This window comes from Patescibacteria group bacterium (genome assembly GCA_020148045.1).
GTDB lineage: Bacteria > Patescibacteriota > Minisyncoccia > Minisyncoccales > GWA2-38-27 > JAHCRG01.
The window spans coordinates 109785-129331 of sequence record JAHCRG010000004.1 but is presented as its reverse complement, the minus strand read 5'-3'; the positions used below and the strand labels follow the sequence as shown (position 1 = coordinate 129331).

17 protein-coding genes, 2 tRNA genes and 3 rRNA genes are annotated in these 19547 nt (G+C 37.5%); 13 read left to right on the top strand and 9 right to left on the bottom strand.

Going from position 1 to position 19547, the window contains the following annotated elements:
• The 12 genes from KJA13_01290 to KJA13_01235 form a co-directional block, all read left to right on the top strand.
• Positions 1-689 (top strand): 16S ribosomal RNA (locus KJA13_01290); the annotation flags it as partial.
• Between the two features lie 222 nt (positions 690-911).
• Positions 912-985: transfer RNA gene (locus KJA13_01285), tRNA-Ile, on the top strand.
• Between the two features lie 5 nt (positions 986-990).
• Positions 991-1063, top strand: a tRNA-Ala gene (locus KJA13_01280).
• Positions 1064-1161: 98 nt separating this feature from the next.
• Positions 1162-1845, top strand: coding sequence for a hypothetical protein (locus KJA13_01275; GenBank protein ID MBZ9577652.1), 684 nt, complete (start codon positions 1162-1164; stop codon positions 1843-1845).
• A 312-nt stretch (positions 1846-2157) separates the two neighbouring features.
• A 23S ribosomal RNA gene (locus tag KJA13_01270) occupies positions 2158-5800 on the top strand.
• Between the two features lie 55 nt (positions 5801-5855).
• Positions 5856-5964, top strand: a 5S ribosomal RNA gene (gene rrf / locus KJA13_01265).
• A gap of 132 nt (positions 5965-6096) precedes the next feature.
• Positions 6097-6894 (top strand): rod shape-determining protein MreC, encoded by a 798-nt coding sequence (gene mreC, locus KJA13_01260; protein MBZ9577651.1) that lies wholly within the window; start codon positions 6097-6099, stop codon positions 6892-6894.
• Positions 6894-7205 carry a rod shape-determining protein MreD gene (mreD, locus tag KJA13_01255; protein ID MBZ9577650.1) on the top strand — a complete coding sequence of 104 codons (312 nt, stop codon included), beginning with the start codon at positions 6894-6896 and terminating at the stop codon, positions 7203-7205. The genes mreC and mreD overlap by 1 nt, the downstream gene beginning before the upstream one ends.
• A complete protein-coding gene (gene mrdA / locus KJA13_01250; GenBank protein MBZ9577649.1) occupies positions 7174-9108 on the top strand; it encodes a penicillin-binding protein 2 in 1935 nt (644 codons plus the stop codon). The genes mreD and mrdA overlap by 32 nt, the downstream gene beginning before the upstream one ends.
• Positions 9109-9203: 95 nt before the next feature.
• On the top strand, positions 9204-10757 hold the full coding sequence (locus tag KJA13_01245) for a glutamate--tRNA ligase (GenBank protein MBZ9577648.1): 1554 nt from the start codon (positions 9204-9206) through the stop codon (positions 10755-10757).
• A gap of 20 nt (positions 10758-10777) precedes the next feature.
• Positions 10778-11185 carry a hypothetical protein gene (locus tag KJA13_01240; protein ID MBZ9577647.1) on the top strand — a complete coding sequence of 136 codons (408 nt, stop codon included), beginning with the start codon at positions 10778-10780 and terminating at the stop codon, positions 11183-11185.
• Positions 11186-11364: 179 nt separating this feature from the next.
• Positions 11365-12324, top strand: a complete 960-nt coding sequence (locus KJA13_01235; GenBank protein MBZ9577646.1) for a tyrosine-type recombinase/integrase — start codon at positions 11365-11367, stop codon at positions 12322-12324.
• A 60-nt stretch (positions 12325-12384) separates the two neighbouring features.
• Here KJA13_01235 and KJA13_01230 read toward each other — a convergent pair whose 3' ends face one another.
• The 7 genes from KJA13_01230 to KJA13_01200 all read right to left on the bottom strand — a co-directional run bounded on the left by KJA13_01230 (position 12385) and on the right by KJA13_01200 (position 17032).
• Entirely contained in the window at positions 12385-12777 is a 393-nt protein-coding gene (locus KJA13_01230; protein ID MBZ9577645.1) for a hypothetical protein, read from the bottom strand.
• Between the two features lie 163 nt (positions 12778-12940).
• Positions 12941-13246, bottom strand: a complete 306-nt coding sequence (locus tag KJA13_01225) for a hypothetical protein (GenBank protein MBZ9577644.1) — start codon at positions 13244-13246, stop codon at positions 12941-12943.
• Between the two features lie 117 nt (positions 13247-13363).
• Entirely contained in the window at positions 13364-14329 is a 966-nt protein-coding gene (locus KJA13_01220; GenBank protein ID MBZ9577643.1) for an ExsB family transcriptional regulator, read from the bottom strand.
• Positions 14330-14357: 28 nt separating this feature from the next.
• Positions 14358-14615 (bottom strand): hypothetical protein, encoded by a 258-nt coding sequence (locus KJA13_01215; protein MBZ9577642.1) that lies wholly within the window; start codon positions 14613-14615, stop codon positions 14358-14360.
• A gap of 131 nt (positions 14616-14746) precedes the next feature.
• Positions 14747-14899, bottom strand: a complete 153-nt coding sequence (locus tag KJA13_01210) for a hypothetical protein (GenBank protein MBZ9577641.1) — start codon at positions 14897-14899, stop codon at positions 14747-14749.
• A 293-nt stretch (positions 14900-15192) separates the two neighbouring features.
• The gene (gene uppS, locus KJA13_01205) at positions 15193-15894 is read right to left on the bottom strand and encodes a di-trans,poly-cis-decaprenylcistransferase (protein ID MBZ9577640.1); all 702 of its coding nucleotides are present in this window, start codon (positions 15892-15894) and stop codon (positions 15193-15195) included.
• Between the two features lie 211 nt (positions 15895-16105).
• A complete protein-coding gene (locus tag KJA13_01200; GenBank protein ID MBZ9577639.1) occupies positions 16106-17032 on the bottom strand; it encodes an NAD(P)-binding protein in 927 nt (308 codons plus the stop codon).
• 145 nt (positions 17033-17177) lie between these two features.
• Here KJA13_01200 and rpmA point away from each other — a divergent pair, with 145 nt between their 5' ends.
• A complete protein-coding gene (rpmA, locus tag KJA13_01195) occupies positions 17178-17462 on the top strand; it encodes a 50S ribosomal protein L27 (protein MBZ9577638.1) in 285 nt (94 codons plus the stop codon).
• Here rpmA and KJA13_01190 read toward each other — a convergent pair.
• Together KJA13_01190 and rplI are read right to left on the bottom strand one after the other, a co-directional pair.
• A complete protein-coding gene (locus KJA13_01190; GenBank protein MBZ9577637.1) occupies positions 17459-19087 on the bottom strand; it encodes a CTP synthase in 1629 nt (542 codons plus the stop codon). The genes rpmA and KJA13_01190 overlap by 4 nt on opposite strands.
• Positions 19087-19536 carry a 50S ribosomal protein L9 gene (gene rplI, locus KJA13_01185; protein MBZ9577636.1) on the bottom strand — a complete coding sequence of 150 codons (450 nt, stop codon included), beginning with the start codon at positions 19534-19536 and terminating at the stop codon, positions 19087-19089. The genes KJA13_01190 and rplI overlap by 1 nt, the downstream gene beginning before the upstream one ends.
• Between the last annotated feature and the right edge of the window lie 11 nt (positions 19537-19547).

Here is a 19547-nt window from a genome sequence, read left to right as displayed (position 1 = left end):
GCTATTTGAAGTGTCGACCCTTCAAGTGGCGAAGCTAACGCGTTAAGTGTCCCGCCTGGGAAGTACGGCCGCAAGGCTAAAACTCAAAGGAATAGACGGGGCTTCACACAAGCGGTGGACCATGTGGCTTAATTCGACAATAAGCGAAGAACCTTACCAGGGCTTGACACCTAGTCGAAAGTCCGCTGAAAGGCGGACCTCCCACAAGGCGGCTAGGCAGGTGCTGCACGGCTGTCGTCAGTTCGTACTTTGAAGCGTACGCTTAAGTGCGGTAACGAACGCAACCCTCGCCCTATGTTTTATCTGTCATAGGGAACTGCCTGGGATAACCAGGAGGAAGGTGAGGATAACGCCAAGTCAGCGTGGCCCTTTGACGCCCTGGGCTGCACACGTGGTACAATGGGGCCGACAATGGGCGAAACCGCAAGGTAGAGGTAATCCCATCAAACGGTCTCTCAGTTCGGATTGAGGTCTGAAACTCGACCTCATGAAGCCGGAATCGCTAGTAATCGCCAATCAGCCATGTGGCGATGAATATGTTTCTGAAGCTTGTACTCACCGCCCGTCACATTAAGGGAGCCGGCAGTAGCCGAAGTCCCCGCTTAGCGGGGCCTAAGCTAAGGTCGGTAACAAGAATGAAGTCGTAACAAGGCATGGGTAGCGGAAGCTGTCCATGGATCACTACTTATTTTAAATTAGATTTTGGATATTAGATTTTAGATGTTATTTTAATGTCTGAAGTTTTCTGAAATCTGATTAGTGTCGATTGGAATTGAAGAGCGAGAATTCTCTCTTTAATTCTGAGGTGTTGATCGAGAACCTAAAATTTCGATCCGGGACAACTCTAAGAAACTGAATTTGGATAGAAGGTCTTTACAGGCCTTTTATTTTTTGCTAAAATCCTAAAATAAGGGCGTGTAGCTCAGCTGGTTAGAGCGTCTCACTGATAATGAGGAGGTCCGAGGTTCGAGTCCTCGCACGCCCACATTTGGGCCCGTAGCTCAGCTGGAAGAGCATCGCATTTGCAATGCGGAGGTCAGCGGTCCGAATCCGCTCGGGTCCACAAAAAGTTTTCCACAGGACAGGGTTTTTTTGATGTGTTACAATAACACAATAATCAAAGGTCGATTAGGATATAAATTCAAATAAAAGTAAAATAATATGATAATAACAGGTTGGCTTGACACAACTATTATTGCCCTGAAAAACCTTTGGCAGGGATTTATTGATTTTATCCCAAATCTTATCGGAGCAATTATTGTTTTTCTGATTGGTTGGCTTATTTCTATTGCGGTCGGAAGACTAATAGCTGAAATTTTAAAGAGAATAAAGTTTAATCGAATTTTCGAAAGAGGAGGCTGGAAAACAGCTTTAGAAAAGGCAGAGATTAAAGTAGATGCTTCAGCTTTTATCGGAGCTATTATTAAATGGGTTTTATTGATTGTTTTCTTGGCAGCTGCAGTAGAAATTTTAGGATTTAACCAATTAACTATTTTCTTAACACAGAAAGTACTGCCTTTCCTGCCAAATGTGGTTGTTGCTGCCTTTATTTTCGTGGTAGCGGTAATTATCGCTGATATTTTAGAGAAAGTAGTTCGAGCAACGGTAGAGGGAGCGAAAATAGGCTATGGACAATTGGTCGGAGCAATTGTAAGATGGTCAATTTGGGTTTTCGCAATTTTGATCATTTTGTCTCAACTTGGGATTGGAGAGACCTTTATGGCGGATTTATTCCGAGGAATTGTAGTAATGATTGTTCTGGCAATTGGTCTTGCTTTTGGCTTGGGAGGAAAAGATGTGGCAACTGAAATTCTTCAAGGTTTAAGAGATAAACTTAGAAGGTAATATTTTAAATTATTTCTGGAAGAGAAAGGCTATTTTAGCTGGAGTTTTATGTTTTAAGAAAGCCCCTCTTGACAGGGGCTTTTGATTTGCTACAATTAAAAAAGATATGAAGAATATAAAGACAATTATGGGTAAAAATAAAGGAAGCGGTTAGATTCTGGATTTTTGAATACACTTTGATAAATCCGCTTCCAAAGCGGTTTTTGTTTTAACGGAGAGTTCTTTGAAAATTAAATATCAGTTACGATTATTAATTGTTAGCCAACTCATCATTACCCGCCCATGGCGGATGTGAGGGTGAGTTAAAGGTAAAAATTGTATTTTAAGGGCAGATGGTGGATGCCTTGGGATATCGAGGCGATGAAGGACGTGGCGTGACTGCGATAAGCCTCGGGGAGGTGTTTAGCAACCTTTGATCCGGGGATTTCCGAATGGGGAAACCTGATTTTGCGATAAGCAAAATCGGCCCGGTCGAATGACTGGGCAGCTAAACCCGCTGAAGTGAAACATCTCAGTAAGCGGAGGAAAAGAGAAAAACTTTTTATTCCCTTAGTAGCGGCGAGCGAACAGGGAAGAGCCCAAAATCGTTCATGCTTTACGCACGAGCGGTGGTTGTAAGGAGGTAGTGTCGGGAGTATTCCTGGTGCATAGGAATGCTTACCGAGGGAGAATATTTAGATAAAGTTTGGTTAAGAGAAGCACCCTGGAAAGGGGCACCATAGAGGGTAATAGTCCCGTATTTGAAAATCACTTTATGCTCCTTGCTATCTTACTTGAGTACCACGGGAAATGAGAATCCTGTGGGAAGCAGGCCAAACTAATTGGCCAAGGCTAAATACTTTGATATCCCCAATAGTGAACTAGTACCGTGAGGGAAAGGTGAAAAGCAGCCCGGTGAGGGCGGTGAAATAGAACCTGAAACCATCTTGTCCACAAGGAGTCAGAGCCCCGATTTTATCGTGGGTAATGGCGTGCCTATTGAAGAATGAGCCAACGAGTCCGAGCACTTTCTTTGTCTAAGCGGTTCCGCCGCGAAGGCTCAGGGAAACCAAGTGTTAAAAGCGCGTTTCAGAAAGTACTCGGGACCCGAAGCCAAGCGAGCTTGCCATAGCCAGGGTGAACCCCGCTGAAAAGCAGGGGGAGGCCCGAACCCGTGAGCCGTGCAATACTCTGGGATGAGCTGTGGTAAGGAGTGAAAAGCTAATCGAGCTTGGTAATAGCTGGTTCTCCCCGAAATAGCTTTAGGGCTAGCGTCGATTTGTAGAGATTGGAGGTAGAGCACTGGATGGGGTTTCGTGGGTTTTACCTAGATTCTCCAACCAAACTCCGAATACCAATCTTTGAATGTCGGCAGTTAGACTGTGGGGGCTAAGCTCCATAGTCAAAAGGGAAACAGCCCAAATCTTCATCTAAGGTCCCTAAACCGAGCTAAGTGTTTTAAAGGAAGTAAAATTCCTCTGATAGCTAGGAGGTTAGCTCAGAAGCAGCTATCCTTTAAAAAGTGCGTAACAGCTTACTAGCTAAGGAGTTTTGCGCCGAAAATTTACGGGGCTTAAGCTTGGTACCGAAGATAAGACCAAGCACATAACTTGTTATGTGTTTGGGGTAGGGGAGCGTCTTTAGTGCTGTGAAGTCAAACTGTAAAGTTTGGTGGAGCGCTAAGGAGTGAGAATGTTGGCATAAGTAACCGCAATGCGGGTGAAAGCCCCGCACACCGAAAGCCTAAGGTTTCCTTGGCAATGGCAATCATCCAAGGGTTAGGCGGGCCTAATCCCTCGACCGAAAGGTCTCGGGAGATGGACAGCCGGTTAATATTCCGGCCCCCCTTTACCTTTTTCAATAAGGTGACGGAATCTAGTAGATGAAGCGAGTTATTGGATTCTCGTCGTCAATCTAAGAATTTTCAAGGATTGACGGGAAGCTCGTCTTCGGGCGAGTGAACTCCATTGAGCAGATTTCCCAGAAAAACCTTAAAGAAATTTAAAAAGATGAAGGGCCCGTACCGTAAACCGACACAGGTAGGCGGGTGTAAGAGCACCAAGGTGAACGAGTGAAAGCTCCTGAAGGAACTCGGCAAAAAAGCGTCCGTAAGTTCGCAATATGGACTGCCCCGCCCTAGGCGGGGCCGCAGCGAAAGAACCCTGGCGACTGTTTATCAAAAACACAAATCCCTGCTTAACTCGTAAGAGGATGTATAGGGGTTGAGGCCTGACCAGTGCTGGAACGTTAACCTCGCCAGTCCGCGCTTCGGTGTGGGCTGAGTGAGCGAAGCGCCAGTGAACGTCGGCGGTAAGAAAGTTGCCGCTCTTAGAAAATAATTTCTAAGAAAAAACTTGGCTATATGCTGGGAACACCGGGTATATTGAACTACTCGCCGTTAATTTGTATAATAAATTAATGACAGTGAAAATGTTCAATTGCGGTCAATCAGCAGGAAAGACTTTTAGTAAGAGCACAAGATATTATTTAAGTGGATTTGCTGATGGAGAAGGAAGTTTTAATGTCTCAATAATAAATAGATGGGATGATTATAAATACGGATGGAAAGTCAGTTTATCGTTTAATATATCTCAAAAAGATGATACTGTTCCTAAAATATTTAAGAATGTCTTAAATTGTGGGACAATTCGTTATCGAAAAGATGGGATATGTTATTTCGAAGTAAGAAGACTAAAAGATCTTACAGAAATTATAATTCCTTTTTTCAAAAATTATTCTTTTTTATCAAAAAATAAGAAAAAAGTTTTTGAAATTTTCTGTAAAATTGTTAAGATAATTAATCAAAAGAGACATTTAGAAAGAGATGGCATGAAAGAAATCTTAAAATTAAGAGATTTAATTGTTGTAGGTCGAAAAAGAAAATATTCCAAAAAGCAAATTCTTAACTCTTACTAAAAGAATCCTCAGAGGCCATACGCCAAGCCCCTTCATTTTTAGCTAAAAGTGAAGGGTGAAGATATGGTCCATACTTTATAGCGATATAAGGAGACAGATGAACTATAACCGTCCAAAGGTAGCGTAGTCTCTTGCCGTGTAAGTTACGGCCCGCATGAAAGGCTTCACGACTAGGGAACTGTCTCCAGGAGCAGCTCGGTGAAAATGCAATACCGGTAAAGATGCCGGTTACCTGCGGCTAGACGGAAAGACCCCGGGAGCTTTACTGTAGTTAGATATTGAGTTTTGGTTTTGGATGCGTAGCGTAGAAGGGAGACTTTGAAGCTCTGCTTTCGGGCAGAGTAGAGTCGTCAATGAAACACCTTTCTTTCAAAATCTTAATTCTAACCCCGCTCAGCGGGATACAGTTTCTAACGGACAGTTTAAGTGGGGCACTTGCCTCCTAAAAGGTAATGGAGGCGTTTAAAGGTCGGCTAGCTCCGGATGGAAATCGGAGTGATCGGGCAAAGCCAAAAGCCGGCTTTACTGCAAGGTGGATATACCGCGCAGTTGGGAAACCAGAACTTAGTGAACCGACGGATTTTTATAGAAAATCCGAAGATCATCAGCCAAAAGTTACCCCGGGGATAACAGCTTAGTAGGGCCCGCGAGTCCATATCAACGGCCCTGTTCGAGACCTCGATGTCGGCTCAACGCATCCTGGGGGTGGAACCGCTCCCAAGGGTTTGGCTGTTCGCCAATTAAAGCGTTACGCGAGCTGGGTTCAGACCGTCGTGAGACAGGTTGGTCCCTATCTACCGCAGGCGTCGAATCTTGAGTGGATTTGGTCCTAGTACGAGAGGACCGGACTGAACTGACCTCTGGTCTACCAGCTGTTCTGCCAAGAGCATCGCTGGGTAGCTATGTCGGGAAGGGATAAGCGCTGAAAGCATCTAAGCGCGAAGCCCACCACAAGATTAGGATTCATAGATTCCTCGAAGATGACGAGGTTGATAGGCTGCAAGTATAAGGGCAGTAATGCCTTGAGCTGAGCAGTACTAATAAATCATATTTAATTTTTACCTTCAGATTGGCTAACAATTAATAATCGTAACTATTTAGCATTGTGGCTACTATAAGGGGGCTATACTAGGAGTGCTCCACCTGTTCCCATTTCGAACACAGAAGTGAAATCTCCCAAGGCCGATGATAGTCCTTTTGGGCGAAAGTAGGTAGCTCTCTTATAGTGGTCATAATATTAAGCTCTTTCTGTATCTATAACGCAACTTAAGCAAAGATTCTTGTTTTTGTCGGGAGGGGTAGAATGGATTCTACCCCTTTTATTTTGGGTTGGTTTGGGGTAAAATGGAACATAATATGAAATTCTCTCTTAAGAAAAACAAGGTTTTGATGGCGGTTGTTGTGGTAGTTTTGCTTGTTTTTTTATTGAATTTTTTTCAGAGAGATGTGAGAAGTTTTTTTTATGATATTTCTGCGCCAATTCAGAAAGTTCTTTGGAAAGCAGGGGAGAGAACATCTGATTTTTTGGAAGGCATTGTGCGAGTAAAAATATTAAAACAAGAATTAGATGAACTTAGACTTGAAAATCAAGAATTAATTTCTCAGATTATTACTTTGCAAAAGTTAAAAAAAGAAAATGAAACTTTAAGACAAGCATTAGAAATCGGGCTTCAAAAAGAGTTTAAATTGGCTTTAACTCAAATTATTAGCAAAGATATTTCCCAAGATTTTATTTTAATTGATAAGGGGTCTGAAGATGGTATTTCAAAAAATATGCCAGTAATTACTCAACAAAAAGTTCTAGTAGGAAAAATCGGTGAAATTTATAAAAATTTCTCAAAAGTGATACTTATTTCAAACGAAGAAAGCTCTTTTAATGGTAAAATCCAAAAAGAGGAAAAAGATATTTCTGGAGTTGTAAAAGGGCAGGAGGATTTTAGAATTTTATTTGACCTTATCCCTCGTGAAGAGAATCTCTCTCAAGGAGATATTGTTGTAACCAGCGCTCTCGGAGGAATTTTTCCAAAAGGACTTTTGGTTGGTAAAATCAAAGGAATCAAAAAAAGCGATGTTGAGCCTTTTCAACAAGCAGAAATTGAACCATTTTTTGATATCTCACAAACAGAAACCCTTTTTATTATTTTAGAATTTTAATGTTTAAGAAAATTTTAATTTCAATAATTGTTTTCTATTTTTTAGTTTTAATCCAGACCAGTTTTTTGGTTCATTTTAATATATTAGGGATTGTCCCAAATCTTGTTTTAATTTCAGTGGTTCTTTGGAATCTTTTTGAAAAATCAAAAAATTATTTTGGTTTATATGCTGCTTTCATCGGAGGACTCTTTTTAGATATATTCTCTAATCGTTTTATTGGTTTTTATATTTTAATCTCATTTGCCTTGGCGATTTTCCTAAAATTAGTTTTCAAAAGATATGTTCGGATTCCATTTATTGAAAAAAGTTAAAAACAAAAAGGACATTGAACCACAAGAAGTGTTCCTGGATTCTCTTGCCCAGAAGAAAGAAGCAGAGCTTGGCATTTCAGAAAAAAAATTTGAAGTTCCTCTTTCAAAAAAAATCCTTAAAGGGTTTTTAATTTTTGCTGTAGTTCTACTTTTTATTCTTTTCGTTAAAACTTTTCAATTTCAGGTCTTGGAGAATAAAAAATTTTCAGCTTTGGCTAATGAAAATAAATTCATAATTCATTCAATTAGAGCAGCTCGGGGAGTAATTTACGACAGCAAAGGTGAGCAGTTAGTTTTCAATAAACCAAGTTTTGATTTAATCTTAGATAAAAGAAAACTTCCTTCTTCAGATTTTGAAAAAATAAAGGTTTTAAAAGAGGTCTCTGAAATTGTTGAGGAAAATCTTGAGGATTTGGAAAAGAAAATTAATGAAGAACAAAACCGAGAAGTTCTAATTTCAAAAGACCTTGACCACCAAACCTTGATTTTACTTGAGACAAAGATTGCTGAACTTTCTGGTTTTCGAATTGAGCGAAATTCAATTAGGTATTATATAGAAGATTTAAGTTTTGCCCATTTGATTGGTTATACCGGGAAAATAAGCGCAAAAGAATTAGAGAAAAACCCTGGGATTTATTCAGTTTTTGACTATGTTGGCAGAGACGGTCTTGAAAAGTCATATGAAGAGACTCTGAGAAAAAATCCAGGGAAGACCAGAATTGAGAGAGATGTTTACGGGAACTTATTATCAAAAGAAATAATTTCTTTGCCAGAATCTGGAAAGAGCTTAATTTTATGGTTAGATTCTGAATTAGAGAAAAAAATTGAAGAAGAGCTAAAAAGAATTCTTAAAGATATTGGAGCTGAAAAAGCAGTGGGAGTGGCTTTGAATCCAAAAACCGGAGGAGTATTAGCTTTAGTCAGCATTCCCAGTTATAATAATAATTTGTTCAGCAAAGGAGCTGACCAGGAAGCTCTTTCGAATCTTCTGGCAGACCCCCGAGAACCTCTTTTTAACCTTGCAGTTTCAGGTTTATATCCGACAGGTTCCACTATCAAGCCCCTGGTTGCTTCAGCTGCCTTAGAAGAGGAAATAATATCGCCTTCAAAAAAAATAAACTGTAAGGGAGGAATTGCTATTCCTCATAGATATGAGCCAGAAGTTACTACAGTAAAACAAGACTGGAGAATACACGGGTGGACTGATATGAGAAAAGCAATTGCTGAATCTTGTAATGTCTATTTTTACACAGTTGGGGGAGGCTATAAAGACCAGGAAGGATTAGGTCCTTCAAGAATTAAAAAATATCTTGAGCTTTTTGGCTGGGGGGATAAAACCGAAATTGACCTTTCTGGAGAAGTTAAAGGATTAATTCCTTTTCCTGAGTGGAAAAAAGAGGTTAAAAAAGAGCCTTGGTGGGATGGTGATACTTATAATCTTTCTATCGGTCAAGGTGACATTAAAGTTACTCCACTTCAGGTAGCTAATGCTTTTGCAGCTATAGCTAATGGGGGGACACTTTATAAGCCCAAAGTTGTTAAGGAGATTGTGGATAGCGAGAAAAATCTAATTGAAGAAATTAAATCCGAGATTTTAAAAGAGGATTTCATTAATCCAGAAAACCTTGAGATTGTTAGACAAGGAATGAGAAGAGCAGTAACCGGAGAAAACAGCCCTTATGCCTCATCTGTTTTATTAAATTCTTTACCAGTTTCAGCAGCTGCCAAAACTGGAACTGCCCAAACCCCAAGACCTAGCTATTACCACAACTGGATAACTGTTTTCGCCCCCTACGATGACCCACAAATCGTGCTAACAATTATGGTTGAAAACGTTAAAGACGTTCAGGCAGTTGCTTTACCAGTTGCAAAAGAAATATTGAAATGGTATTTCAGTAAATAATGTGCTATAATTGCAAGTGAAGAAAAAGAAGAAAAATTTATTTTTCTTCTTTGACTGAACACACAATTATGTAGAGCATCTACAATACTTAAAATATGGCAATTGTCAACAACCCAGGTGACAAATTTAAATTTATTAAACCAGGGGAAGTTCGAACAAGATTTGCCCCTTCCCCAACTGGTTTTCTTCACATTGGCAGTGCCAGAACTGCCCTTTTTAATTATCTTTTTGCTAAAAAAAATCAAGGGAGTTTTATCTTAAGAATTGAGGATACTAATGTTGAAAGGTCTGACCCTAAATTTGAAAAAGATATCATTGAAAATTTAAAGTGGCTGGGAATTGACTGGGATGAAGGACCTTATAGACAAAGCGAGAGAGGAAATATTTACGCAAAGTATTTAGAGAAATTGTTAAAAGAGGAGAAGGCCTATTATTGTTTTTGTTCAGAAGAAGAATTAGAAGCGAAAAGGCAGGAACAAATGAGTAGGGGATTGCCTCCTCGTTATAATGGAAAATGTTCCAAACTTTCCTCAGAAGAAGTTAAAAAGAAATTAGCCGAAGGACAGCAATCTGTCGTTAGATTTAAAATCTCGGTAAAAAAAGTGTCATTTAATGATATGATTCGGGGAAAAGTAGAATTTGACGCTAGTTTAATAGGCGACATATCAATTGCCAAAGATTTAACTACTCCTTTGTATAATTTTGCTGTGGTAGTAGATGATTTTGAAATGAAAATCAGCCATGTAATTAGAGGGGAAGACCTTTTGCCCAACACTCCAAAACAGATTCTTTTACAGGAAGCTCTTGGCTTTCCCCAACCAGAATTTGGGCATTTACCTTTAATTTTAGGCCCGGATAAAAGCAAATTAAGCAAACGGCATAAAGCAGTATCTATGGGAGAATATAGAAAAGAAGGTTATTTGCCTGAAACCTTGATTAATTTTTTAGCTTTCTTAGGTTGGAATCCAGGAACTGAAAGGGAAATTTTTTCAATGGCTTCCTTAATTAAAGAATTTTCAATTACCAGAGTTCAAAAAGGAGGAGCAGTTTTCAATATTAAAAGATTAGATTTTCTAAACGGCTTTTACATCCGCCAAAAATCTCCAGAAAAATTAACAGAATCATGTATCCCTTATTTAATCCAGGAAGGATTAATAGAGCCAGTTTTTAAGTCAGAACAGTATCCGCCTGCTTATGGCGGAATAAGTATTACCCAGGCCTATAAAATTATTGAGACAAAGGAAGAAATAAATTTTGATTACCTTAAAAAAATTGTTGCTATTTATCAGGAGAGATTAAAAAAACTTTCAGAAATCACTGAATTAACTGATTTCTTTTTTAAGGATAAATTAGATTATGATAAAAAGCTTCTTAAATGGAAAGATATGAGCGATGAAGAAATTAAGGACGTTCTTGACAAATTAGTAAATATATTGTCTGAAATAAAAGAGCGGGATTGGGACAAAAAAACTTTAGAAAATGTTTTAATGCTTGAAGCAGAAAAAGTAGGGGATAGAGGAAAGGTTTTATGGCCCTTAAGAGTGGCTCTAACTGGTAAAGAGACCTCAGCCGGTCCTTTTGAAATCGCCGAAATCTTAGGAAAAGAAAAAACCCTAAAACGTCTAAAAAAGGCAAAGGAATTATTATAACAAACTATATTGATATAATTATGAAATATTTATTTACTTTTTCAATAATCTCTTTTTTACTATTTACTGCCATTCCTTATTCTTCAGCCCAGGAAATTGCTCCAAAAGCGCCAGAGACCTTTGAAGAAGCAAAAACATTAGGGGAGAGGATTTTAATCGGTTTTCCTCAAGCATTAAAAAAACCTTGGCAAGAAGCTTTGGTAGTATGGGGAAGAATGTTGGGTTGGTTTAGAAGTTTCTTGCGATCTTACATTTTTTCTTGGCTTCGAATTATTTGGCAAAAAATTTATTCTCTTTTAGGAAGAGAGGTCGAAAGAAGAAAACCAGAAATTCAGGAAGAATTTGAAAAAGAAAAACAAGAAATGAAACAAGAAATACCAAAAGTTGGCAAATCCCTCTGGCAACGCTTTAAAGATTTAATTAAGTAAACTTGGCCTATAAGATACTGCAATTTATTATAAAAAACAGGGCTCTTCATGAGTCCTTTTTTATTGTGATTTTTCCACTTGACAGGGGTTAGGGAAGAGCGTTAGTATGAACATAGGGAATGTCGGACAATAATGGTAAAGCGCCAATTAAGAGGGCTCCCCTAGAATAAGTCAAAAATATGGAAAAATCAAATATACCTATAATTAAGCATATTCCTGATTTTTTAGATTATTGTGAAGTGGAAGAAGGCTTATCAGATAATACTCAAAAGAATTACCAGATGTATTTAAATAAATTTAGTTTTTGGTTAAAGAAAAACCATAAAGAAAATATAAAACCTCATCAATTAAGTTCAGATGACATCTGGAAATACCGGCTTTTTTTATCACGCAATATAAACCCTAAAACAGGTAAATCTTTAAAGAAAACTACCCAGAACTACTATTTAATCGCTCTGAGAGCCCTTCTAAGCTATTTTTCAGCCAGAGACGTGGCTTCACTCCCATCGGATAAGATAAGGCTTCCAAAAGACGCTAGAAAGGAAGAAAATATAAAGTTTCTTAATTTAGAACAAATTGAGAAACTTCTACTAGCACCTGACACTAAAAAAACTATTGGCTTGCGGGATAGAACTATTCTAGAGGCATTATTTTCTACTGGGCTTAGAATAGCTGAATTAGTGGCCTTGAATTGTGAGCAGTTTATAAACATAAAGGATAAGAAAGATTATGAGCTTAGTATAATTGGCAAAGGGGGTTATCCTAGAACTGTTTATTTCTCAGAAAGGGCTTTATCTTGGCTTAAGAAATATTTGGAAACTCGCAAGGACAAAGAAAAAGCTCTATTTATTCATTATAGAGCTAGAAAAGATGCAGAAGCTCGCCTAACACCTCGTTCTGTGGAAAGAATTGCTAAAAAGTATGCAATCTTAGCTGGCATTCCAATATTCACCACACCTCATACCCTTAGGCATAGTATGGCAACCGATCTTCTATCCCAGGGAGTTGATCTTAGAACCATTCAGGAATTTCTTGGCCATAGAAGTATTACTAGTACCCAGATTTATACCCATATTACTAATAAACGATTACGCGATATTCATCGTAAATTCCATGGTGGGAAAAACTTGAAAGAATAAAAAACCTGAGCAGCAAATCCCAGGTTTTTTTAGGAGATTTTTTGTTTTCCGGAAGATGTATTAGCCAGCAGCAATGGCAGTTTCTTTCTGTTTTTCGGCCCGAGTTTGGGCCTCTATTAAGTCCATTAGCTGGATATAGACAGGCATTTGTTCTTTGACCTGTCTGACGAATGCATCTCTTGCAGCTTGTACGTTTTGCATTCCCCCGAAATAGATTTTGTTTTCTGCTGCATTCTTGGATCGGTAACTGCGAGTAAGTTTCTCCAGAAAAGCTTTCCTTCGTGTATATATTGTTTCCTCTAAGACATAAAGTAATTCATAAATATCTTCCCAAATGTCTGCCATTCTCAGGTCAGGATCATCGCGCACTAGTTCACAGAATTCAACCAATTCAACCAACTGGCGATATTCTGAACACTGCGCTATTTCGGCTATAATATCTTTGACTTTCATTTTATACTCTCCTTTCGGCATAATATCATTTTTTACTTCATCCCCTCCCAAATTTAATTGTACTATTAATAGTATATATCAATTATCTAAATTTGTCAAGCAACGTGATTTCATAAAAACGTCGCACAATAAAAAAGCTCAATAGATTTTTGTACTGAGCTTTTTAATTTTTCGTTGCCCGTTCTATCACCTCGTCTATCGCTAATTCTATGACTTTGGTTCTTAATCCTTCTTTCCTGGTAATATTCCGAATCTGTTCTTTTAAATTTTCGTTCTCTGTTATAAATCTTCCTATTCCCTCTGGGGTTAATTCTTTTATCTCCCCTTCTCTTCGTGAATCTTCCAGGTCTTCTCGAATTTGATTAATTCTATCTATCAAAAGATGTGCTTCATAGTTATATTTAGAGCCGGCAATTACCCTTTTGCTTCTTAAAATCTCATAAAGTTTATCAAAATCCAGTGCCTTCATTTTTGTCTCCTTTTAAAAACTTAAAGAACGTTAATATTTAAATATTATCACATTTTGCTGGTTCGTCAAAAAAAAAGACCCAAGAAAACTCGGGTCTTTGTTTTTTTTAAAAAGAATTTAAATAGCTTCCATTGTTGAAGGGGGCTTGGGAGTTATGTTGTAAGTAATGCTCACAACCTCAGGAATTTCGTTTATTATCCTGTTAACTAAATTTTCAAGAGCCCTATCAGGGACTTTCGTTGGTCCAGCTACTGTGGCATCAATACTATTCCAACATCTGATTTCAATTTGTAGCCCGAACTCTCTTTTTCCGTCTCGGATACCGGTAACTCTGTCTTGATGCAAAATTGCCATATATTGAAAGGCACCAGTCAGCGCTAATTCTTGTTCAGTAATCGCAGTTGCCTTCCTTACGATTTTTATCTTTTCAAGGGTTACTTCTCCGATTACTCTGGTAGCTAAACCCGGTCCTGGGAACGGCATTTTGTTATACACTGATTCAGGCAATCCCAAAGATTCGGCTACTATTCTCACTCCGTCTTTCCGAAGTTGCCGTAAGGGCTCTATAATTTGGTAGCCAAAAGCTTCCTTAGGATCAATACCTAATTGCTCAAAGATATTGTGCTGTCTCTTTATTCCAGCAACTGTCTCTTCAATATCAGTAAAAATAGTCCCCTGTAAGAGACACTTTGCCCCGCTTTCTTTGACAAGCTCCCCAAAAACATCTTTATAGAATGTTCGACGAACTGCCTCTCTTTTTTCTTCAGGGTCTGTTATCCCTTTTAGGGCCTGAAAGAATTTTTCGTGAGCGTCAACGACTACTACCTTAACCCCTAATTTTCCAAACAATGAAACAACCTCTTGCGGCTCATTTTCTCTCATCAATCCATTGTCAATAAAACATGTTCTGAGCTTATCCCCCAGGGCCCTGTGACCCAACATCGTTACAGTTGAAGAATCCACACCACCAGACAAAGCATTGATAGCCATTTCATCTCCAACGCCTGAAGAAATTTCTTTCTCTTTCTCAGCGATAAATTTCTCAGGATCTAAATCTGTTGTTTTTAATTCTTTAATCTCCATTATTTTGCTCCTTTCTTTTATTTTCTTTTTAAGTTTTTCTCCACTGTTTAACTATTATGAAAATAACAATACACAACAGAACCGGAATCCAAATAGGAGTTTCTTTCCGGATAGCGGTTACAATAGAAATTACAGCGGCAACACTGCTCAATCCTATTATCAGACACCAGTAGTATTTACTAAAAGAGGCCGATGACCATTCCCTTTTTATTGTCCAATATATTGCGTGCCCAACCATTAATAAAAATACTATACCTGCTGTTACGATTCCTGCAATCTTTAACATTTTTCTTCTCCTCTCATCAAAATTTACAAAGAGCTATAACTGTTACAAAGAACTATAACTGAATGTTAGCATATTTTGCGGATTTGTCAAAAGATTAAAGCCAATTAAAAAAACGCCGAGAAGGCGTTTTTTTAATCTTCTTCTTCGTCATACTCAAGTTCTTCTTTATCTTCTTCCTCTACCCCAACTGTTTTGGCTTCTTCATCCTCTTCATCCCACCCATCTATTTCATTTAATTCATTATATTCATTTGAATAAAGAAGGTTTGGTATTTTCTGCGACATTTTATTGCATACGAATAGCGCACTACGAATGCCTGACCGCAATCGCCTGGAGCGGTAGCGACTGGCAGGCGGGCGCCCATCCGAATTTATATTAATAAAAAGAAAATAACAACCTTTTTTAAATATTGTAAATATGATATATCAACCAAAACTGTTGTCAAGGGGATTTATTAACACCCCAAGAAAAACAAAGAATCCGAACGGAGTTCGGATTCTTCTGTCACACAATATTTTAATTTAAGAATATATATTCATACCTTAGCGAATCAAGGTTCTCGCCGAAGGCGAGGTTCTTATCTTCCGAATCTTCTTTGGCGGCGACTATAATCTAAAAGGGCTTCGTCTAAATCTTTCTCGGTGAATTCGGGCCAGTGTTTTTTGGTGAAATAAAGTTCAGAATAAATAGATTGCCAGGTTAAAAAATTAGATAGTCGTTGTGCTCCACCGGTTCGAATAATTAAATCTGGCTCAGGCAAATCTGCTGTCCAGAGGTTTTTATCGATTAAATCTTCGGTAATTTTACTGGCAAGAACTTTCTTTTCTATAATGTTTTTAACAGCTTGAACAATTTCTGGTCTCCCCCCATAAGAAATAGCTAAATTCAAAATCCCCTCTTTGTTGTTTTGAGTTAATCCTTCTGCTTTTTTTATTCTCTGTTGAAGGAATCGAGGCAACCTTTCTTTCTGGCCAATTACTTGTAATTTTATCTTTTTTTGATGCAACTCTTTTACATTCTTTCTATTCAAAGCTTCGCCGAGAAGTTTCATTAAATAACTTATTTCTTTTTTAGACCTATTCCAATTTTCAGTAGAAAAAGTATAAAGAGTTAAAATTTTTACCCCTCGCTTTCTGCACCACTCCCCTATCTTATTGACCCTATCTAATCCTCTGCGGTGACCTTCAAAAGAAGGTAGGCCTCTTTTTTTGGCCCACCTCCGGTTTCCGTCAATAATGATTCCTAAATGAGTAGGTATTTTAAATATTTGTTTTTTCATTAATAAATATTGACATTGTTTATTATTTTTTATTATTATAAAATAGAACTAGATCGTTTTCAAGCTAAAACTTCGTAAATGTCTTCACACTACGCATTTACGCGTAGAAAGGAAGGGAATTCTACTAGAAGTCCTCTCGCCATTTCCTCCAAAAACTTCTCCTGCAAAGAGCGAAAACTTCTACCCTTCCTTTTTTTATGCATACGAATATTTACAATAGAAAGTCAGATTCCATTCTGGCTTTTTTTGGAAGAAGCCAAGGAGTTCTGTATCCCAAAAAATAAACTAATTTAACTGCTGTTTTAGAAAAAATGATTTTGGGGATAAAGAATCTTCTCATTGCTCTTTTGTATTTTAGAAAATCAGGAAAAGTTTTTAAAAGAATTTCAGCTCCAGTCAGCCCCCAAATCACTCCCCCACCTGACCAAGGTTTAGTTAAACCAGTAGCGTCTCCACAAAGAGTTATTAAAAGACTTGATGGCATTATAAGACCCTGAGGAACTATTTTTGATTTCGCTCTTTCAAGAATAATATTTTTTTTCTTCAAAAATTCATCAAAAATTAGCTTAGCTTCTTTTGGTTTGGCAAGAATTCCGTATTCTATCTCTTTACCTCTGGGAATTTTCCAAATAAAACCATTTTTGCAAGGCCAGGTTTCTACATAATTTATAGAATAAGGTCTTCTTATAAACCCCAATATTCCTAATCGATATGTAGGCTCCGGAAGATTCAAACTTTTCCTCATAAAGGAATTAGCTCCATCGCAGCCAATTATTTTATCAAATCCTTCAGGCAAGGAAGAAACATTATGATCTAAAATAATTTTAGCTCCTGATTTTTGAGCTAAATCAGCTACTAATTTATCTAATTCAAAATGGCTTATTACAAAAAAATTTTTAGAAAATTCTACTTTTACCGTTTTTTTAGAAAAATGCAGAATAACATGACTTATTCTGTTTTGTATCAGCTTATGACTCTCAGGTATAAATTCTAAAATTCTTTTAGAAAAAAGGCCTGAACAAACTTCATTTCCAACCTTTCCTTTTTTCTCAAAAACAGTAACATCATGCCCTTTTCCAGAAAGTTTCCAAGCTAAATAGAGACCCGAAATCCCTGCTCCAATAATTGCTACTTGCATATTTTAGAAATTAGAAATTAGAAATTTTTTATTATATATCCTGCGGCAAAAGATAGTAAAGAAACTAAAATAACAGTAATAAATAATATAATATCTGCCTGATAATGCTTGATAAGTTTGAGAAATTTTGCTAACATAAACAAATATGGCTAAGACAAAAGCAAAAGGAGCAACAAAATTAGGAAGAGATTCCAGACCAAAGTATCTTGGGGTTAAACTTTTTGAAGGACAAAAAGCTAAGGCGGGAATGATAATTGTTCGTCAACGGGGAACAAAGTTTTGCCCTGGAAAAAATGTCAGAAAAGGGGCTGATGACACCCTTTATGCGAAAAAAGCAGGAGTTGTTAAGTTTAAAACAAAACGAATCAGACGTTTTGATAGTTCTCAACGAACAGCCAAAGTTGTAAACGTGGAACAAAAAGAAACTTAACTCCTTTTTATGCTCGCTCTGACAAATTCTCTAAAAAGCGGATGAGGCCTTAAGGGTCTTGATTTAAATTCCGGGTGAAACTGACTGGCTACAAAAAAAGGATGATTTTTAACTTCAATAATCTCTACTAAATCTTTTTCAGGATTGATTCCTGCCATTATTAATCCATTTTCTTCCAAAACCTTTCTATAATCATTGTTTAGCTCATAGCGATGGCGATGACGTTCAGATATCATTTGGGTCTTGTAGGCCTTAAAGCTAATGGTATCTGGCGTTATTTTACAGTTATAAGCTCCTAATCTCATTGTTCCTCCATATTTTTTTTCTTTCAAAAGAGCTTTTTGTTCAGGCATAACGTCAATTACACTATCAACGCCCGTCCTCGTTGCGAATTCGGTTGAATTTGCTTTTTTTAAACCACAAACATTTCGAGCAAATTCAATTACTGATAATTGCATTCCTAAACAAAGTCCCAAAAAAGGGATTTTATTTTTTCTGCAGAATTCAATTGCTTTTATCTTGCCTTCTATTCCCCTATCTCCAAATCCACCGGGAACAATTATGCCATCGTATTTCTTTAATTCTTTCAGTTGGTTAGGATTTTTCTCGTATTCTCCTGCTGACAACCAGAAGATTTTGGGCCTTCTTTTAAAAAAATAAGCAGCATGCTTTACTGCTTCAATTACTGAGATATAAGAATCCATCAAAGTGAACCTACCCGTCTCAAAATATTTCCCAACTATACCAATCTTAACTGTTTTTGAGGCATTCTTTATTGTTTTGACCAACGCCTCCCAATCTTTCAGGTCTTTTTTTCTTCTCGGCGCCAATCCCAATTTTTTTAAAATTTGATTGCCTAAATTTTCTTTTTCAAAATTAAGAGGGACTTCATAGATTGTTTCAATGTCTGGAGCAGAGATAACATCTTGAGGAGCAACGTTACAGAAAATTGATATTTTTCTTTTTCTGATTTCATCCAAGGGAACTGTCGAACGGGCCAGAATTATATTTGGTTGAATACCGGCTGAATTTAAGGTTCTAACAGCATACTGGGTTGGTTTAGTTTTCATTTCGCCGATTTTCTCGGGAATGGGTAAATAACTAACCAAAATAAAAAGCACATCTTTAGAATGGCTTAGTTTGAGCATTCTGGCTGCTTCTAAAAAAAGCATGTTTTGATATTCCCCTACTGTCCCCCCGATTTCAATTAATATAAAATTAGCTTTAGTTTTTTCCCCCACTCGTTTAATTCTTGAAATTACTTCATTAGGAATATCAGGAACTACTTCTACGCATCTGCCGCCATACCCTAAATTCCTTTCCCGATTTATTACTGCCTGATAAACCCTGCCCGTAGTCATATAATTATCTGTATAGATGTCTTCGTCCAAAAATCTTTCGTAATTTCCTACATCTTGGTCGCACTCAATCCCATCATCGGTTACAAAAACCTCTCCATGCTCAATGGGATTCATAGTTCCGGCATCAACATTAATATAAGGGTCAATTTTAATCGCCGTTACTTTAAATCCTTTGCTTTTTAAAATTCTTCCAATTGAAGATACTGCTATCCCCTTTCCAATGCCAGACATTACGCCACCGGCAACAAAGATAAACTTAGCCATTATCGTTTTTCTTCTGTAATAATTACTCTTATCTCCGACTCTAAATTGTGTTCAAATTTAACTTTTATTGGAAATTCACCAAGCTCTCCAAGAGGTTCAGCCAAATCAATTTGGCTTTTTTTAACTTCAAATCCTAATTCTTTTAACTTTTCAGAAATTTTTTGGGTGGGTATTCTCTCAAATAATTGTCCGTCTTCACCAACTTTAATCGGGATTATTACCTCTACTCCATCAATCTCCGAAGCTAATTTTTGAATTTCCCTTAACTCTTCTCCAGCCCTCTTTTCCTCAATTTCTTTTTGTTCTTCTAACCATTTTAAAGCTTCTTTTGTTGCCATTTTAGCTAAACCCTTGGGAATTAAAAAATTCCTGGCATAGCCATCTTTAATGTCCTTGATTTCATATTTCTTTCCTATGTTTTCTACATCTTGAAGAAGAATTATTCGCATATTACTTTATT